Source organism: Gilvimarinus sp. 1_MG-2023 (assembly GCF_030548285.1).
Map to the genome: position 1 here is coordinate 1 of NZ_JAUOSC010000870.1, position 282 is coordinate 282.

Here is a 282-nt window from a genome sequence, read left to right on the forward strand (position 1 = left end):
GGCTGGTTGGCTCCAACGACAGCGGCGGCAAAAGCATCAACAATGCGATCAAGCATCTGGCCGATACCATGAAACACGATAGCGCCCGCCGCTGCAGCTTGTGGTCAGCGTTGTTACGGCCCCAACAAACGTCTTTCAACTGGCTCGCTCTCGCCAAGGCTACCCATTATGACGGCCGGGATTACCTCTCCTTGCCCGGAGTGTTCAGCCAGGGTTCCCTCGACAAGGGCAGCGAATTACTGCTGGCCCAGCTCAAGCCACTGCATGGCAACGTATTGGATC

At 57.8% G+C, this 282-nt stretch carries 1 protein-coding gene; it reads left to right on the forward strand.

The window, feature by feature from the left end; genetic code table 11:
- Positions 1 to 282, forward strand: a 282-nt coding sequence (locus tag Q4563_RS19370; protein ID WP_303605674.1) for a methyltransferase, incomplete at both ends; no start/stop codon positions are given.